Source organism: Rhodococcus rhodnii NBRC 100604 (assembly GCF_001894925.1).
GTDB classification, from domain to species: domain Bacteria; phylum Actinomycetota; class Actinomycetes; order Mycobacteriales; family Mycobacteriaceae; genus Rhodococcus_F; species Rhodococcus_F rhodnii.
Map to the genome: position 1 here is coordinate 113,828 of NZ_BCXD01000010.1, position 16,925 is coordinate 130,752.

The following is a 16,925-nucleotide window of genomic DNA, read 5'->3' on the forward strand; positions in this document are numbered from 1 at the left end:
CGGGACCGGAGGCGGGAGGTCCCCACATCGGGAGTGACGGTTCGATCACGACTCGGCCGGCCGGCGTCCGGTCACGCCGCGCCTTCGCCGAGGTACTGCATCCAGGAGGGATGCGGTTCCTTGATCGAGGCGAGCAGACGCCAGTGGCGGCCGGACGGCGGGCCGAGCGGGTGTTCGAGAGTCCATCCCAGCTCGGCCAGCATTTTGTCCGCTTTGCGATGGTTGCAGCGGGTGCAGCACGCGACGCAGTTCTCCCACGAATGCGTCCCGCCGCGGCTGCGCGGAACGACGTGGTCGATGGTCTCGGCCTTCGCGCCGCAGTACGCGCACCGGAAGCGGTCGCGGTGCATGAGCGCGGCGCGCGTGAGCGGAACCCGGGCGCGATAGGGCACCCGGACGAAGGTGCGGAGCCGGATCACCGAGGGCAGCGTGAGTGCGACGTCGGCGGAACGCACGTACGGACCGTCGGGATCTTCGTGGACGGTGTCGGCCTTGCCGCCGGTCATGAGGACGACGGCGCGCCGCGCGGGAAGTGCGGTGAGCGGCTCGTAGGTGGCATTGAGGAGCAGGACGCGCCGGGAGAGCCACGAGGGAGGCGCTGCTGCCGGAGAGAGCAACGGGTTCGGCGTCGGCACGGCGGCCACGCGAGCGACGCCGTCGCTCGGCACGACGTGGATCGGAGGGGGCCCTGCGCCCGCGGTGACGGAGGCGCCAGCGGGCACGGGTTGTCGATGAGTACGTCCGGCGTGTCGGTTCTTCATACGACCTCCGAGTGATCGCCAACAGTGCATCACGATTCGGTGTGGTGCGCACGCCCATTGCGCGACGAGTTGCACCCGAGTCCGGTGAACACTCGGCAACGTGCGGGTGCCGGGCGTGTCGCGGCGACGCGCGGGCGCCGACGGGTGCGCGCACCGGCCCGGAACGGCAGAATGGGGGTGCGATGAGTGACGTACAGCAGAGTTTCTACGACGCCGTGGGCGGCGCACCGACGTTCCGCGCTCTCGTGGCGCGGTTCTACGAAGAGGTCGCGCGGGACGAGATCCTGCGTCCGCTGTATCCCGAGGAGGACCTCGGCCCGGCGGAACGCCGGATGCGGATGTTCCTCGAGCAGTACTGGGGCGGCCCGCACACGTACTCCGACGAACGCGGCCACCCGCGGCTGCGGATGCGTCATCAGCCGTTCCGGATCGGCCCGATCGAGCGGGACGCGTGGCTGCGGGCGATGCACACCGCGATCGCGTCGATCGACGACGACACGCTCGACGCGGACCATCGACGCGCGCTTGTCGACTACATGGAGATGGCCGCGAACTCGATGGTGAACTCCCCCATCTGACGCGAGCCGCGATCCGCACACGCAGTCACCGGCCCGTCGATTCGTCGGGCAGCACTCGGTTTGGCACGATGTGGACCGTGAGCGAAACACGCGCGGACGCAAGCGAGCCGATGCCAGGCGTACCGGACACGGCGGCCAGCGACTCCGCTTCGCGTGCCACGGCATGGTGGACGAACGCGGTCTTCTATCAGATCTATCCCCGGTCGTTCGCCGACTCGAACGGCGACGGCGTCGGCGACCTCGACGGAGTCCGCGACAAGCTCGGCTACCTGGAACTGCTGGGCGTGGACGCGTTGTGGCTCAGCCCGGTGATGCGCTCGCCCATGGCGGACCACGGGTACGACGTCTCCGATCCGCGCGACATCGATCCGCTGTTCGGGGATCTCGCCGCGATGGACGCGCTCGTCGAGGCCGCGCACCGCCGCGGGATCAAGGTGACGATGGACCTCGTCCCGAATCACACGAGCAGCGAACACCGGTGGTTCCGTGACGCCCTCGAGGCCGGGCCCGACAGCCCCGAGCGCTCGCGCTACATCTTCCGCGACGGCAAGGGCGACGACGGCGCCGAACCGCCCAACAACTGGCCGAGCGTGTTCGGTGGGCCCGCGTGGACCCGGATCACCGAGCCCGACGGCACCCCCGGCCAGTGGTATCTGCACCTGTTCGCGCCCGAGCAGCCCGACCTGAACTGGGAGAATCCGGAGGTTCGCGAGGACCTCGAGGAGACGCTGCGGTTCTGGCTCGATCGGGGCGTCGACGGTTTCCGGATCGAGCCCACGGCATGGCCAAGCCCGAGGGACTGCCCGATCACGATCTCGGCGATCAGGGACTGCTCAGCAACAGCGACGACGATCCGCGTTTCGACGACGATCGCGTCCACGAGATCCATCGCGCGATCCGCGCGGTCCTCGACGGCTATCCCGACACGATGGCGATCGGCGAGATCTGGGTCCGCGACAACGAGCGTTTCTCGCGGTACCTGCGGCCCGACGAGCTGCATCTCGGCTTCAACTTCCGGCTCGCGGAGTCGGCGTTCGACGCCGACGAGGTGCGCGGCGCGATCGAGCACTCGCTCGACGCCGTGACCCGCGTCGGGGCGACACCGACGTGGACGCTGTCGAATCACGACGTCGACCGCGAGGTGACCCGCTACTCGGGCGGCGAGGCCGGCCTCGCCCGCGCCCGCGCGATGCTGCTCGTCGAACTCGCGCTGCCCGGCGCGGTCTTCCTCTACAACGGCTCCGAGCTCGGGCTCCCCAGCGCTGCCCTGCCCGACGAGGCGCTGCAGGACCCCGTGTGGGAACGTTCGGGGCACACCGAGCGCGGCCGCGACGCGGTGCGTGTCCCGATTCCGTGGGAAGGGGACGAGCCACCGTTCGGCTTCTCCCCCGAGGGAACGACGACGTGGCTCCCGATCCCCGCCGAGTGGTCGTCGTCGACCGTCGAGACGCAGCTCGAGGACATGTCGTCGATGCTCTCGTTCTATCGCACGGCACTCGAACTGCGTGCGCAGCGGCCGGAGTTCCGCGGCGACGCGATCGACTGGTACGGCAGCCCCGACGGCGCGTTCGCGTTCCGCCGCCGCGGGGGCGGCCTGATCTGCGTCCTCAACACCTCGTCCGAGGCCGTGACGTTGCCGCCGGGAACCCTGCTGCTCGCGAGTGCTCCGCTCGCCGACGGGATGCTTCCGCCCGACTGCGCGGCCTGGCTCATCGCGTCGTGACCCTCCGGTGAACGCGGCTGCCGCCGTCTCGGCGGTCGTGATCGCCGCGGTGCTCTTCGGCACCACGGGGTCGGCGCAGGCGCTCGCGTCCCGCGCGCTGGACGCCCCGCTGGATCCGGTCGCGGTCGGCGCGGCCCGCGTCGTCCTCGCCGGGCTGCTGTTGTGCGCGCTCGTCGCGGCCCGTCGCGGTGTCGCTGCGCTGCGCGGCGACGTTCCGGCGACGCTCGTGGGCGGTGTCGGTGTCGCCGTCTATCAGATCGGCTTCTTAACGGGCGTGCACTCCGCGGGCATCGCGGCGGGGACGATGATCGCGCTCGGCTCGGGCCCCGCGTTCACGGGCGTGCTGCAGTGGATCGTCCACCGGCACAGGCCCGATCGGCTGTGGCTGATCGCGACGGCGGTGGCGGTGTCCGGGATGGCGCTGATCGTCTCGGGCGGCTCGTCGTCCGGTTCGGCGGCACTGCTCGGCGTCGTCGCGGCGCTCGCGGCAGGCCTCGGCTACGCGATCTACACCGTGGCGGGCGCCGTGCTCATCGAGCGCGGTTCACGCTCGGATTCCGCGATGGCGCAGATGTTCGGGGTCGGCGCGCTCCTGCTCGTCCCGGTCCTCCTCTGGACCGGGGTGAGCACGCTCGCGTCGGCGGTCGGCGTCGCGACGATCGTCTACCTCGCGCTCGTGCCGACGGTCCTCGCCTACCTGCTGTTCGGGTACGGCCTGTCGCATCTGCCGCCCGCGACCGTCGCGACGCTCACGCTGACCGAGCCCGTCGTCGCCGCCGCGCTCGGGGTGTTCGTGATCGGCGAAACTCTCACCGCGCGTGCGGGTGTCGGGATGGCCGTGGTGCTGTCCGCGCTCCTGCTGCTGGCGGCGGGGACGCTGCGGCGCGCCCGCATCGCTCAGCCCGAGACCGACAGTTCCAGCGTGCCGGTGCGGCGCCGGTAGACCGAGCCGTAGCGCGCGTCGAGTCGCAGCCACGTCCTGCTCGCGCGCACCCGGACGACGTCGCCCTCGGTGGGAACGAAGCCCATCGCCTCGAGGGCGAACACCGACCGCATGTCGACACCGACGGTCGTGGTGTCCGACACGACGGTGAGGACGTTCTGATCGAGCAGCGACGCCGGCGGCCGGCCCTGCTGCTCGGCCAGTCGCGCGCCGTCGCGGGCGAGATCGCGGACGACCTCGGCCGGGACGTCGTCGACGTGCTCGTAACCTGTTGCCGGCGGCAGCGCACCCCGCCAGGCGGAGTCGAGCGGGAAGCCGGGATCGATGGTGCCCGTTCCCACCGCGAGCCCGGCGAGGACGGCGTCGGCACCGGCGACCAGATCCGCGGGCTCGATCTCCCCCGTCACCGTCCGTGTCGCGAGAGCATCGAATCCGGTTGCAGCCCAGACGGATACGTGTCCGTCGTCGCGACGGTGCAGTCGCACGACGGCGGCGTCGTCGAGCCGGACGGCGCGCGTGAGGAAGGCCGTGAGCGCACGCCGGTCGGACGGATCCGGCACGATCAGGATGCGCTCGCGGCCGTCAGTCACGCGTCCAGCTCTCGAGGTACGCCCGCTCCGGCTGCGTCAGGCGCCGCAACCGCTGGGTCCCGATGTCGAAGGCCGCGATCTGAGTGGACGCGACGATCGCCGGTGGAGTCGACGCGGCCGCGTTCTTCGGCCGCACCTCGTACCCGATCGTGAAGTCCACCGCCCTGACCTGCTGCACCCACATGAGCACGTCGAGCGGAGAGTCGCTGTGCCGCAACTGACCCCGGTAGCGCACTTGGAGATCGGCGATCACCGCGCCGTCGCGCAGCGTGACGGTGGGACGGCCGTCGCCGAAGAGCCACGGAATCCGCGCCTCTTCGAGGAGCGTCACCATGCGTGCGTGATTGATGTGCTGGAAGACGTCCATGTCCGACCATCGGACCTCGACCGTGGCGTGGAAGCCGTCGGGCGCCGTGCCGCCGAGAATCTCGTCCGTGGTCACCGTGCGTGTCCTTCCCTCGCGTACGCGGTCCGGGCCGGGCGGGGCCGTCACACTCCGGCGCCCGCCGCCCCGCCGCGAACCATACTGCGGACCTGGCGGGCGGCGACGGACAGGGTCGCGAGATCCAGGGTGTCGCTCGCGTAGATCTCGCCGAGCGCGGTGCGGGCGCGGACGACACGCTGCCCGTTGGTCGCCTCCCACTCCGCGATCATGTCCTCGGTGCTCTCCCCCGGCTCGCCCGCCGACAGCACCTCGTACGTGAGCTGCCGCAGCGAGCCGTACACGTCGTCGCGCAGCGCGAGCCGCGCGAGCGAGTGCCAGCGACCGCCACGGTCGAGCGCGGCGATCGCGTCGAACAGCGTCGGGACCTCGAGGTGGGCCTCGAGGCCGAGCCACGCGTCGGCGACCGAGGTGAGCGGGCGATCCGTGACGTCGGCGACGTCCACGACGTCGAGGAAGGCGAAGCGGTCGACCAGCCCATACACCTCGTCGGCGAGATCGCGGGGCGCGTCGTGTTCGAGTGCCCACGCTGCGCGGCGGTCGCGCCACCGGCGGCCGGCGTCGCGTTCCAGCGTCGGGAAGGCTGCGACGAGTTCGGCGACGGGTTCGGTGTAACGGGCGATCTCGGCGCCCACCGCGAGCGGCTGTGGCCTGCGGGCGAGCAGCCACCGCGTCGCGCGGTCGAGCAGGCGCAGGGTCTCGTCGATCATCGCGTCCTCGACCGCGACGGGCAGACCGCGCGAGCGGATGCGCGACCACACGTCCCGCAGGCCGAAGATCGCCGTCGCGGCGGCGAAGGCACGTACGGTGTCGGTCGTCGCCGCGCCGGTGTCCTCGGCGAGCCGGAACGAGTACGTGATGCCGCCCATGTCGATCGTCTCGCCGACGAGCATCGTCGCGACGATCTGCCGCCGCAGCGGATGCCGGAGGATGGTGCGCTGCAGTCGGTCTCGCAGGGGCGTCGGGAAGTATCCGGGCAGGAGCGAGGCGAAGGTGTCGCTGTCGGGCAGATCGGTCGCGAGCAGGTCCGCCTCGAGCGCGAGTTTGACGTGTGCGGTCAGGGTCGCGAGTTCGGGCGACGACAGCCCCGCGCCACGCTCGGCGAGCTCGGCGAATTCCTCGGGCGTGGGCAGCGATTCGAGCGAACGATCGAGTCCGCGTTCGCGTTCGAGCTGCGCGACGAGCCGTTCGTGGACGTCGATCATCGCGGGTGCGGTCGCCCGCGACAGCCCGAGCAGCGAGTTCTGTGCCGTGTTGTCGGCGAGGACGAGATCGGCGACCTCGTCGCTCATCGACGCGAGCAGCGGATTGCGCTCGTCGGGTGGGACGAGGCCGTCGGTCACCGCGGAGTCGAGCAGGATCTTGATGTTGACCTCGTGATCGGAGCTGTCGACACCCGCCGAGTTGTCGATCGCGTCGGTGTTGATCCGGCCGCCGGCACGGGCGTACTCGATCCGGCCGAGCTGGGTCACGCCGAGGTTGCCGCCCTCCCCGATCACGCGGGCACGCACCTGTGCGCCGTCGACGCGCACGAGGTCGTTGCTCTTGTCTCCGACGTCGCCGTTCGCCTCGGACCGCGCCTTGACGTACGTGCCGATGCCGCCGTTCCACAACAGGTCGACCGGGGCGAGCAGGATCGCACGGACCAGCTCGGGCGGCGAGAGTTCGGTGACGTCGTCGGCGAGACCGAGCGAGCGACGGGCCTGCGGCGACACCGGAATCGACTTGACCGACCGCTCCCACACCCCGCCGCCGCGCGAGATCAGCGCGGCGTCGTAGTCGGCCCAGCTCGATCGCGGCAGCGCGAACATCCGGCTGCGCTCGGCGAACGACGCGGCGGCGTCGGGATCGGGGTCGAGGAAGACGTGCCGGTGATCGAACGCAGCCACGAGTCGGATGTGCTCGCTCAACAGCATGCCGTTGCCGAACACGTCGCCGCTCATGTCGCCGACGCCGACGGCCGTGAAGTCGTCGGTCGCCGGGTCGAGGCCCATCTCCCGGAAGTGCCGCTCGACGCTCTTCCACGCACCGCGCGCCGTGATGCCGAGTTCCTTGTGGTCGTACCCGGTGGAACCGCCCGAGGCGAACGCGTCACCGAGCCAGTAGCCGTAGTCCTCGGCGATCGAGTTCGCGAGATCGGAGAACGTCGCGGTGCCCTTGTCGGCGGCGACGACGAGGTAGTCGTCGTCGCCGTCGCGGCGCACGACCCGCTGCGGTGGGATGGAGGTTCCCTCGCTCCGGTCGTAGTCGTCGGTCACGTCGAGCATCGCCGAGACGAACGCGCGGTACGCCGCGACGCCGGCCTCGTGGGTCGCCGTGCGGTCGGTGTTCGCGTCGCCGGTGAGCTTGGGCGGACGTTTGACGACGAAGCCGCCCTTCGCGCCGACCGGTACGATGACGGCGTTCTTGACCTGCTGGGCCTTGGCGAGTCCCAGGATCTCCGTCCGGAAGTCCTCCCGGCGGTCGGACCAGCGCAACCCGCCGCGCGCGACGCGGCCGAAGCGCAGGTGCACGCCCTCGACGTCGGGGGAACACACGAAGATCTCGAATTGCGGCCGGGGCAGCGGAAGTTCGTCGATCTCCCGCGGCAGCAGCTTGACCGCGAGCGCGGGACGCGCGCCGTTCCGGCCGACGACGAAGGCGTTCGTGCGGACGGTCGCGTGGACGAGCGAGTGCACGGCACGCAGCACGCGGTCCTCGTCGAGACTCACGACGCGTTCGATTCCGGCGTTCAGTTCCGCATCGATGTCGGCGCTGCGCTGCTCGCGTGTCGCGTCGTCGGTGTCGGGATCGAAGTAGGCCTCGAAGAGAGCGACGAGCCCGGCCGCGACGGTGGGGTGGGCGAGCGCGACGGTCTCGATGTGGTGCTGACTGTAGGGAAAACCCTCCTGCCGCAGATACTTCGCGTAGGTGCGCAGGACCGCCGCCTGCCGCCACGTGAGTCCCGCGCGGGGGACGAGTTCGTTGAACCGGTCCGCTTCGGCGTCACCACGCCACGCCGCGAGGAAGGCGTCCTGGACCCGCTCGGCGCGGCGAGTGTCCGCGCCGGCGCCGTCGTCCACTCCCCGCGGATCGACGAGCGAGAAATCGTAGATCCACGCGTCGGGACGACCGGGACCGCTCACGGTGTAGGGCCGCTCGTCGTGGACCTCGTAGCCCAGGCTCTGCAGGATCGGGAGGATCTGGCCGAGCGAGAGCGCGCTCCCCCGAACGTAGACCGTGACGCGCCAGCGGTCGGCGCGGGTGTGGGCGAGGCGGACGTCGACGTCGCCGACGGCGAGGGCATCGAGCAGCGCGACGTCCCGGACCGCCCGCAGCGCCTCGAAGTCCTCCTTGTACGCCTCGGGCAGCGCGGCGAGCGCCCACCGGATCATCGTGGGCGAGAAGCCTGCTCGCATGGCGGCGTCGTCGAAGCGATCGTCCCAGCCGCGGCTGATCTCGATGAGACCCGCTTCGATCCGCTCGCGATCGGCCTCCGTGATGCGATGCGGCAGAACGTGTCCCGGTGCGGCGTCGCGGAGCACCACGTGCACCATCGCGAGGGCCGACTCGGTGACGCGCGCGGTGTATTCGACCGTGCCGGCGTGGAACTCGCGGGCCAGCGCGTCCTGCATCGCGACCCGTACCCGCGTCGTGTAGCGGTCGCGGGGCAGGTAGATCAGGCACGAGACGAACCGTTCGAACCGATCGCCGCGCACGAACAGGCGCACACTGCGCCGCCGCCCGATGCTGTGGACGGCCTCAACGGTCTCGGCGAGGACCTCGGGGCTGCTGGCGAACAGTTCGGTCTTCGGCAAGTCCTCGATGATCTCGAGCATCGCCTGCCCGGAATACGATTCGAGTGGGAAACCCGCACCCTCGATGACGGCGCGCGCACGGCGGCCGACGACGGGGATGTCGAGCACGTTGCGATGCAACGCCGACACCGTGAAGACGCCGAGGAACCTGTGCTCGCCGATCACCGCGCCGTCCGTACCGAACACCGCGACCCCCGCGAAGAAGGGATACGCCGCGCGGTGAACCGTTGCGGGAGCGGAACCTTCGGTCAGGACCAGCAACCGGGAGTCGCCGTCGCGGACGGCGTCGCGCGCGGCCAGTGCGCCGTCGTCTACGCGCGAGCGCAGCAGCCCGAGCCCGCTGTCGCGGACCGGCACCATCGGCCGGTGGCCGTCCGCGCCGAGCTCGTCCGCGCGGGCGAGCCGGTGGTACCCGAGCAGGGTGAAGTTGCCGTCCGCCATCCACCGCAGCAGGTCGGTGCAGTCCGAGCGCTCCTGCTCGCCGACCGTCGCCGGCAACGCCGCGTCGGCGACGTCGTCCGCGAGATCGAGCTGGATGCGGCGCATCGCGTCACCGTCGTGGACGACGGCGGCGACGTCCTCGAGCACGCCCACGATCTCGACGGCGAGCACGTCCAGCACGTCGCGGGCGGTGTGGGGATCGAGATGGACGTGGATCCACGACTCGGCGACGACGCGCTCGCTCGGCGACGCCTGCGCGGCCGCGCCGATCTCGACGAGGGTGCCGTTCTGCGCCCGGCGGACCTGCATCACGGGATGGACGAGTTCGCCGACGACGATGCCGAGCCTGCCGAGCAGAGCGAGCAGCGATTCGACGAGGAGCGGCATGTCGTCGACGACGATCTGCAGCGACGGCGCGATGCCGTCGCTGCGGTGCACGCGGGTGAGGATGCGGCCGGTGGGCCGGTTCAGTGCGAGTTCGACGTGCGCCCGCACGACGGCCTCCGCCGAGCCCGCGATGGGATCGGTGCTGTCGCCACGATCGACCGTCCGGAAGTACTCCGGGGCGGCCTGCGCCGCGAGCCGATCGATCGAGTTCCCGGTTCCCGACATCGTCACTGATCGCATCCTTCGCACGTCGCCGCGGCCATCCCTCTTGGAGGGTAGCCGCGGCGACGGCGTCGGGGGGGCGATCGACGGGCGGTCGCCGCGTGGGCTAGGACACCGCTACGGTCTCGCTATCGGCCTCGACGACGAGATGCCGTGTCAGGACGTCGCGTTCCGTGTCGGTGAGCGCGCGCTTGGTCTCGCCGATCGCGTCGAAGCCGACGAGCACGGCGTCACCGATGCCGCACACGGCACCGAGGCTGTCGCGGATCACGTGCCGCAACCGGAACGACGACGTCGACAGGCTCAGCACCGACAGTTCGACGGCGAGCGGACTCGACTCGTCCTTGATGGGACGCAGGAACTCGAGTTCCATTCGCCGCACGACCATCGCCTCGCGCGGGTCGGGCCGCGTGCCCTGCGAGAGCGACTTCATGAACAGCACTCGCGCTTCCTGCATGTACTCCAGGAACAGCGTGTTGTTGACGTGCCCCAAGCGATCGGAATCGCCCCAGCGCACATGGACCTCCGCGACGAACGTCTCGCCCGTGCTCGCGCCGTCAGTCACGGGTCAGCTTCCGGTGCGTGACGCGATGGGGACGCGCCGCCTCGGGACCGAGGCGCTCGATCTTGTTCGCCTCGTATCCTTCGAAGTTGCCCTCGAACCAGTACCAGGACGCCTCGTTGTCGCCGTGATCGCCCTCCCACGCGAGGATGTGCGTACACGTCCGATCGAGGAACCACCGGTCGTGGGAGATCACGACGGCGCAGCCCGGGAACTGTTCGAGCGCGTTCTCGAGCGAACCGAGGGTCTCGACGTCGAGGTCGTTGGTCGGCTCGTCGAGCAGGATGAGGTTGCCGCCCTGCTTGAGCGTCATCGCGAGGTTGAGCCGGTTGCGCTCGCCACCCGAGAGCACGCCCGCGGGCTTCTGCTGATCGCTGCCCTTGAAGCCGAACGAACTGATGTAGGCGCGCGACGGCATCTCGGTCTGGCCGACCTGGATGAAATCGAGCCCGTCGGAGACGACCTCCCACACCGTCTTGTCCGCGTCGATGCCCGAACGGTTCTGGTCGACGTAGCTGAGCTGTACCGTCTGGCCGACCTTGACCTCGCCGGCGTCGGGCTCCTCGAGTCCGACGATCGTCTTGAACAGCGTCGTCTTGCCGACGCCGTTCGGGCCGATCACGCCGACGATGCCGTTGCGGGGCAACGTGAACGAGAGGTCCTTGATGAGCAGCCGGCCGTCGAAGCCCTTGTCGAGGTGCGAGACCTCGACGACGACGTCGCCCAGTCGCGGCGGTGCCGGGATCTGGATCTCCTCGAAGTCGAGCTTGCGGGTGCGCTCGGCCTCGGCGGCCATCTCGTCGTAGCGGTCGAGGCGAGCTTTGTTCTTGGCCTGCCGCGCCTTCGCGCCCGAGCGGACCCACGCGAGCTCGTCCTTGAGCCGCTTCTGCAGCTTCTGATCCTTCTTGCCCTGGACCTCGAGGCGCGCCGCCTTCTGTTCGAGGTAGGTCGAGTAGTTGCCCTCGTAGCCGTGCAGCCGGCCGCGGTCGACCTCGCAGATCCACTGCGCGACGTGATCGAGGAAGTACCGGTCGTGCGTCACGGCGAGGACGGCGCCCGGGTAGCTCTCGAGGTGCCCCTCGAGCCACTGCACGCTCTCGGCGTCCAGGTGGTTGGTGGGCTCGTCGAGCAGCAGCAGATCGGGCTTGCTCAGCAGCAGCTTGCACAACGCGACGCGGCGCTTCTCGCCGCCCGACAGGTGGGTGACCATCTCGTCCGGCGGGGGGCAGCGCAGCGCGTCCATCGCCTGCTCGAGCTGCGAGTCGACCTCCCACGCGTCGGCGTGGTCGAGCTTCTCCTGCAGCTCGCCCATCTCCTCCATGAGCTCGTCGGAGTAGTCGGTCGCCATCTGCTCGGCGATCTCGTTGTACCGCTTGAGCTGGACCATGACGTCGCCGAGGCCGTCCTCGACGTTCTCGCGGACGGTCTTGGTCTCGTCGAGACACGGCTCCTGCTCGAGGATGCCGACCGAAGCGCCCGGGGCGAGAAACGCCTCGCCGTTGCCCGGCTGATCGATCCCCGCCATGATCTTGAGAATGCTGGACTTGCCGGCGCCGTTCGGGCCGACGACGCCGATCTTGGCGCCCGGGTAGAAGCTCATCGTGACGTCGTCGAGGATGAGCTTGTCACCGTGCGCCTTGCGCACCTTCTTCATGGTGTAGATGAATTCCACCGTTGGCCAACTCTCCTAGCTGGGGAAATGTGGAGGACAGGGCGGACTCTCCCGCGAAGCCCCCGCAGTGCGTTCCGAGTTCTCGCATCCGATGGTATCGGAGCTACGGGGTCGCCTCGTACGCGCCGACCGCCCTCACCAGTCGCCCTCACGGTCGCGGCGCGCGAGCTCGGCGAACATCGCGTTGTGCGCGGCGAGATCGGCGTCGTGATCGCGCTCGGCGGCGCGGTCGGTGCGGCGCGCCGTCCGCTGGTCGCTGCGCGACCACTGCACGAGCAGCGCGAGCATGACGATGACGAGCGGGATCTCGCCCGTCGCCCACGCGATGGACCCGCCGAGCTTCTGATCGGCGAGCAGATCGTCGTTCCATCCGAGGTCGAGCGACCGGTAGAACCACTCGCCCATCACCGACGTCGTGCTCATCAGGGCGACACCGAAGAACGCGTGGAACGGCAGCGAACCGAACACCATCGCGAGCTTCGTGACGGGCTGCAGCTGGCGCGGCGCGGGGTCGACGCCGATCGCGACCCAGTAGAAGAGGTAGCCGCTCGCGAGGAAATGGAAGTTCATCAGCACGTGTGCGGCGTGGTTGTCGATCGTCGCGCTGAAGACACCGCCGAGGTACAGGACGTAGAACCCGCCGACGAACAGCACCGCCGCCGTGATCGGATGCGTCAGGAAGCGCGAGTACGAGCTGTGGAGGGCGGCGAGGATCCATTCGCGCAGCCCCGGCACGCCGTCCTTGCCGGCGGGGTGCAGGGTGCGCAGTGCGAGCGTCACCGGGGCGCCGAGCACGAGCAGCACCGGCGCGAGCATCGACAACGCCATGTGCGCGCCCATGTGGACGCTGAAGACGGCCGGCGAGTACATGCCGACGCCGGACGACGTCGCGAGCAGCAGGACGAGGCAGCCGAGCAGCCACGTCACCGTCCGGCCCGTCCCCCACGTGTCGCCGCGCCGCCGCAGCTTGATCACGGAGTGGATGTAGACGGCGGCCATGACGACGGCGGCCGTCCCGAAGATCAGGTCGAAGCGCCAGTGCGTCACGAAGTTCGCGAGCGAGGGCGGACCGGGCAGCTGATACCCGAGCTCGACCTCCTGCAGCGTCGGGATCGAGCTCGGCGGCGGGGGCGGCGTGCGGCCGAGACCGACGGCGAGGCCCACCGTCGCGGCCATGACGAGGACCTCGATGCCCGCGAACCGTGCGAATGCGCCGCGGTCGCCGGGGTCGGCTTCGATGCGGGGCACGAGCTTGCGCCGCTGGCTGTAGCCGAACAGGCCGAGGACGACGAGGGCGACGGCCTTCGCGACGACGAGCCGGCCGTACGTCGTCGCGAGGAGATCGCCGAGTTCGACGCGCACGAGTGCATTGATCACACCGCTGGCGCCGATGACGACGAAGGACCACAGCGCGACCGTCGAGAAGCGGCGGGCGGCGACGTCGAGGTGGGCACCTCGCCTGCGGGCGTGCGCGAACAGCGCGACGAGACCGCCCACCCACAGCGACGCCGCGACGAGGTGAAGGACGAGGCTGTTGGTCGCCATGTCGTGCGATCCGCCCGCCGACGAGTGCCCGGTGAGCGCGATCGGCATGAGCGAGCAGATCGCGAGCACGAGCACGAGCGGCGTCCACCACCAGCGCAACGCTATGCGCGCGAGGACGGCGACGACGATCGCGATGATCGCGGTCCACCGCCACGCGCTCGCGACCTCGACATCGCCCATCGCGGAGAACAGATTCGCGGGCTGCACCGCCACGCGGAACGGCTGGCCCGACGTGTCCGAGAGAGTCAGCGGAACGAGGACCGCGGAGAGCGCCGCCCACACGATCGCGGCGTACGACGCGGTCCGTGTCGCGCGATAGCCGTCGACGTCGAGGACTCCGCTGCGCTGCGGCGGCACGAAGAACGCCGCCAGCAGCAGTGAGCCGATCATGACGACGGCCGCGATCTCGGCAGCGGCGCGCACCGCGGGCAGCCCGTACGTCGTGAGCGGGCCCGGGTCGGGGATGCCGAGCAGCACGAGGGCCTCGGACGCCGACAGCCCGACGACGAGCGCGGCGACGAGCGCGGCGGTGAGTCCCGCGACGACGACGATCCCGCGCGACGACCCCGTCGGCGGCTGGGTCTCCTCCGCGGCAGACTCGTACTGCCCGAGATCGCGTGTTGCCATGGCTACCAGGGTAGAGCGTGTCGCACACCGCCTACGACGCACCGTCGGAGACCGTCGTCCGGCTACCGTCGTCGCGAGCCGACATTCCGACCCGACCGAAGGCACGCCCGTGAGCCAGCACCACCTCGTCGTCCACCCCCTCGTCCTGCGCCGGCTGACGGTGCTCCGTGTCCGCGACGTCACTCCGCGCATGCGGCGGGTCACCGTCGGAGGCGACGAGCTGGGCGCGTTCCGTCGCGACGGCCTCGACCTCCAGGCCTTCGCGAGCACGCAGTTCGACGATCACGTCAAGATCGTGTTCAACGCGGACGGACCGGCCGAGGACGTCGTCCCGATCCAGCTCGAGCACGGAATCGAATGGACCGACGCCCCGTCGCGGCGCGCACGCGACTACACGCCGCGCCGCGTCGCCGAGGACGAACTCGACGTCGATTTCGTGCTGCACTCGGCGCGCGGGGGCGGGCCCGCCGAACAGTGGGCGCGCGGCGCCGCACCGGGCGACGATCTGTGGATCGTCGGACCCAAGTCGTCGACGGTGCTGCCGTCCGACGTCGACCGGATGATCCTGGTGGCCGACGAGACGGGACTCCCGGCAGTCGGGCGGTTCTTCGACGAGCGCCCGGCCGACGTCCCCGTCACGGCCGTTCTCACCGTCGCCGACGACCGCGCGCGGCAGGATCTCGCCGTCGGTCCGCACGACTCCGTGGTGTGGGTGAACGCGGCGCCGGGCGACGGTGCCGCGCTCGCCGACGCCGTCGCGACCCTGCCGGACGAGGTGTGGCAGGGCACCCCGTACGTGTGGGCGGCCGGGGAATCGCGGTCGCTGCTGCCGCTGCGCCGGCTCGTGGGGCGCACGCACGGCGTCCCGAAGGACCACACGAACATCACCGGCTACTGGCACGTGACGACGGACACCGACGACTCGGCGGCCCCCGCGACCCCGCCGATCGAAGCGCCCGTCGCATGGCTGGCGGTCCGGGCGGCCGTCCGGCTCGGGGTTCTTGACGCGATCGGCGACGGCGCCACCACGACCGCGGCGATCGGCGACCGGCTGACACTGCCCGAGTCCGTGCTCGCGCCACTCGTGGACGTGCTGGTGACGCGCGGGGTCCTCACCGAGACGGCAGGCACGCTCGGTCTCGGCAGCCTCGGGGACGATCTGCTGGGCGACGAGCACGCCCGCGAATACTTCGACGGGCCGTTCGCCGACGGTGTTCTCACGCTCACGCGGCTGCCGGACGCGCTCCGGTCCGGCCGGTCCGCGTGGCAGGAGAGCTACGGCCGCACCCTCGCCGAGACGGCGGCCGAAGATCCCGATCTCGCCGGCGAATTCGAAGAAGAGGCGGCTCGCCTCACCTTCCTCACGGGCGGCATCGCCGCGCTGCCGGTGTGGCGCGACGGGCTGCGCGTCGCGGTCACCGGACCCGGCGCGGAGCCGGTTCGCCGGGGTCTCGCCGACGCCCGCCCCGTGCACTTCGTCGACGACGGCGCGGATCTCGTGGTCTCCGCCCTCGCCGGGGAGCACCGCACCGACGACGAACTGCGCTCGCACCTGGCCGCATGCGACGCACCCGCCCTCGTGCTCGTGGAGTCCACGACACCGGACGCGCTCGGCGCGCACCGCGCCGAGGAGATGCTGCTGCGCGTCGCGACGACGGGTGCGGCGTACCGCACCGCCGAGCGGCTCACCGAGATCGCGGGCGAGGCGGGATGGCGCACGCGGAGCACGCGTTCGCTCGGGTGGGGCGTCGGTGCCCTCGTGCTCGACAGGGCGTGATCGCCCGCGCCGGCGGGGCAATGGTTCGACGCTCGTCGCGTCGACGTACTCGACGCGCCCGCCGCGGGCGCGGTCGAGTGCGGCGTCGAATCGTGTGTCGTAACCGCCGAACCGCACCAGGACCGCCGTCAGCCGGGCGATCAGCGGACGTAGTGCATGCCCGATCGAGGCGAGTTCCCAGGATCTCGGCATCACGACCCTGGCCGGTGTGATCGTCGGCCGCGAGCCGGTCGCCTTCCGTGGGGACGAGTTGCCAGTCGGTACAGGCGCGGAGCAGTCGCGCGTCGAGCGGCAGGAACGCTCGATACACCCCCTACGTGCCGGCGGTCGAGGAGACGCCACCGTCGTGGCTGCCGTTCTTCGACGGTTACGCCGCGCAGGCGGCGGAGGGGAACGCGATCGCACGGAGTCTCGTCGACCGATTCGCACGTCCTCCGGTCGGCGACGACGACCTCCACGAGGTGCTGATCACGCACGCCTACCCCATCGCCTGGCTCGTACGGGATGCGCTCGACGCACCACAGGCGCGCTGGCTCGGCCTCGAAAGTGCGAATGCTGCGCTCCGTCGAGTACCGGGACGACGTACCCCCGACCGTCGTGGTGTTCAACGAGACGAGTCATCTCCCGATGGAGTTGCGCTGGACTGGATTCTCGGCGGGGGCCGAGACCGTGAGCAACCGGGCGACGGCCACGGCGTCGTTCCGCCGGACCAGGGCTGATACGGTTGCTGCCGTGGAGTTGATCGAGGTCGACAGAATCTAGCCACCGAACTGCCGGTGGCTTTCACCGTTGCGGGTGCCGTCCGTCGTGGGCGCCGCACCCTCGGTGTCGATCGCCCCCTCGCTGCACGCGTCGGCC

The 16,925-nt window shown here is 70.6% G+C and carries 11 protein-coding genes and 1 pseudogene; 5 read left to right on the forward strand and 7 right to left on the reverse strand.

The window, feature by feature from the left end; translation table 11 throughout:
- Nucleotides 1-71: 71 nt before the first annotated feature.
- Nucleotides 72-761 carry an HNH endonuclease gene (locus RR1_RS09330; RefSeq protein WP_081634157.1) on the reverse strand — a complete coding sequence of 230 codons (690 nt, stop codon included), beginning with the start codon at nucleotides 759-761 and terminating at the stop codon, nucleotides 72-74.
- A gap of 182 nt (nucleotides 762-943) precedes the next feature.
- Between RR1_RS09330 and RR1_RS09335 the strand changes: the two genes are divergently transcribed.
- From RR1_RS09335 to RR1_RS09345, 3 genes and pseudogenes are all read left to right on the forward strand, one after another.
- The gene (locus RR1_RS09335) at nucleotides 944-1,339 is read left to right on the forward strand and encodes a globin (protein ID WP_040773257.1); all 396 of its coding nucleotides are present in this window, start codon (nucleotides 944-946) and stop codon (nucleotides 1,337-1,339) included.
- Between the two features lie 110 nt (nucleotides 1,340-1,449).
- Nucleotides 1,450-3,062: pseudogene (locus tag RR1_RS09340) on the forward strand (glycoside hydrolase family 13 protein).
- Between the two features lie 7 nt (nucleotides 3,063-3,069).
- Nucleotides 3,070-4,005 (forward strand): DMT family transporter, encoded by a 936-nt coding sequence (locus RR1_RS09345; protein ID WP_010838318.1) that lies wholly within the window; start codon nucleotides 3,070-3,072, stop codon nucleotides 4,003-4,005.
- Here RR1_RS09345 and RR1_RS09350 read toward each other — a convergent pair.
- From RR1_RS09350 to RR1_RS09375, 6 genes are all read right to left on the reverse strand, one after another.
- Nucleotides 3,960-4,595: a DUF8010 domain-containing protein gene (locus RR1_RS09350; protein ID WP_010838319.1), complete on the reverse strand. Its 636-nt coding sequence runs from the start codon at nucleotides 4,593-4,595 to the stop codon at nucleotides 3,960-3,962. The two genes, RR1_RS09345 and RR1_RS09350, sit on opposite strands and share 46 nt — an antisense overlap.
- Nucleotides 4,588-5,022, reverse strand: a complete 435-nt coding sequence (locus RR1_RS09355) for an acyl-CoA thioesterase (protein WP_040773308.1) — start codon at nucleotides 5,020-5,022, stop codon at nucleotides 4,588-4,590. The genes RR1_RS09350 and RR1_RS09355 overlap by 8 nt, the downstream gene beginning before the upstream one ends.
- A 62-nt stretch (nucleotides 5,023-5,084) precedes the next feature.
- Nucleotides 5,085-9,902, reverse strand: a complete 4,818-nt coding sequence (locus RR1_RS09360; protein WP_010838321.1) for an NAD-glutamate dehydrogenase — start codon at nucleotides 9,900-9,902, stop codon at nucleotides 5,085-5,087.
- An 88-nt stretch (nucleotides 9,903-9,990) separates the two neighbouring features.
- On the reverse strand, nucleotides 9,991-10,449 hold the full coding sequence (locus tag RR1_RS09365) for an acyl-CoA thioesterase (protein WP_010838322.1): 459 nt from the start codon (nucleotides 10,447-10,449) through the stop codon (nucleotides 9,991-9,993).
- On the reverse strand, nucleotides 10,442-12,118 hold the full coding sequence (gene ettA, locus RR1_RS09370; protein ID WP_010838323.1) for an energy-dependent translational throttle protein EttA: 1,677 nt from the start codon (nucleotides 12,116-12,118) through the stop codon (nucleotides 10,442-10,444). The genes RR1_RS09365 and ettA overlap by 8 nt, the downstream gene beginning before the upstream one ends.
- A 135-nt stretch (nucleotides 12,119-12,253) precedes the next feature.
- Nucleotides 12,254-14,290: a bifunctional copper resistance protein CopD/cytochrome c oxidase assembly protein gene (locus RR1_RS09375; protein WP_010838324.1), complete on the reverse strand. Its 2,037-nt coding sequence runs from the start codon at nucleotides 14,288-14,290 to the stop codon at nucleotides 12,254-12,256.
- Between the two features lie 109 nt (nucleotides 14,291-14,399).
- On the opposite strand from RR1_RS09375, the gene RR1_RS09380 reads away from it, so the two are divergent.
- Complete coding sequence (locus RR1_RS09380; RefSeq protein WP_010838326.1) at nucleotides 14,400-16,067, forward strand: siderophore-interacting protein; 1,668 nt, start codon at nucleotides 14,400-14,402, stop codon at nucleotides 16,065-16,067.
- 317 nt (nucleotides 16,068-16,384) lie between these two features.
- Nucleotides 16,385-16,786, forward strand: coding sequence for a hypothetical protein (locus RR1_RS21910; protein WP_010838327.1), 402 nt, complete (start codon nucleotides 16,385-16,387; stop codon nucleotides 16,784-16,786).
- The last annotated feature ends 139 nt before the right edge of the window (nucleotides 16,787-16,925 follow it).

Excerpts from the sequence above, each read along its gene's own strand:
- RR1_RS09360 (WP_010838321.1), bottom strand. The coding sequence starts at position 9,902 with ATGCGATCAGTGACGATGTCGGGAACCGGGAACTCGATCGATCGGCTC.
- RR1_RS09335 (WP_040773257.1), top strand. The coding sequence starts at position 944 with ATGAGTGACGTACAGCAGAGTTTCTACGACGCCGTGGGCGGCGCACCG.
- RR1_RS09375 (WP_010838324.1), bottom strand. The coding sequence starts at position 14,290 with ATGGCAACACGCGATCTCGGGCAGTACGAGTCTGCCGCGGAGGAGACC.
- RR1_RS09330 (WP_081634157.1), bottom strand. The coding sequence starts at position 761 with ATGAAGAACCGACACGCCGGACGTACTCATCGACAACCCGTGCCCGCT.